Origin of the sequence: Flavobacterium poyangense, from assembly GCF_011751075.1 — a bacterium.
In the GTDB taxonomy this organism is placed as follows: Bacteria; Bacteroidota; Bacteroidia; order Flavobacteriales; family Flavobacteriaceae; genus Flavobacterium; species Flavobacterium poyangense.
In genome coordinates this window covers 1-677 of record NZ_JAALLN010000106.1, presented here as the reverse complement: position 1 = coordinate 677, position 677 = coordinate 1, and the positions used below count along the sequence as shown (strand labels likewise).

Genomic DNA, 677 nt, shown 5'->3' with positions numbered 1-677 from the left:
GGTTTTGGATGGACTCGCGGCCTATCAGCTTGTTGGTGAGGTAATGGCTCACCAAGGCGACGACGGGTAGCCGGCCTGAGAGGGTGACCGGCCACACTGGGACTGAGACACGGCCCAGACTCCTACGGGAGGCAGCAGTGGGGAATTTTGGACAATGGGGGAAACCCTGATCCAGCCATCCCGCGTGTGCGATGAAGGCCTTCGGGTTGTAAAGCACTTTTGGCAGGAAAGAAACGTCGTGGGTTAATACCCCGCGAAACTGACGGTACCTGCAGAAGAAGCGCCGGCTAACTACGTGCCAGCAGCCGCGGTAATACGTAGGGCGCAAGCGTTATCCGGAATTATTGGGCGTAAAGAGCTCGTAGGCGGTTTGTCGCGTCTGCCGTGAAAGTCCGGGGCTCAACTCCGGATCTGCGGTGGGTACGGGCAGACTAGAGTGATGTAGGGGAGACTGGAATTCCTGGTGTAGCGGTGAAATGCGCAGATATCAGGAGGAACACCGATGGCGAAGGCAGGTCTCTGGGCATTAACTGACGCTGAGGAGCGAAAGCATGGGGAGCGAACAGGATTAGATACCCTGGTAGTCCATGCCGTAAACGTTGGGCACTAGGTGTGGGGGACATTCCACGTTTTCCGCGCCGTAGCTAACGCATTAAGTGCCCCGCCTGGGGAGTACG

General features: G+C 57.8%; 1 rRNA gene. It reads left to right on the top strand.

From position 1 onward, the window contains the following. Positions 1-677: ribosomal RNA gene (locus G3A47_RS22820) — 16S ribosomal RNA — on the top strand; the annotation flags it as partial.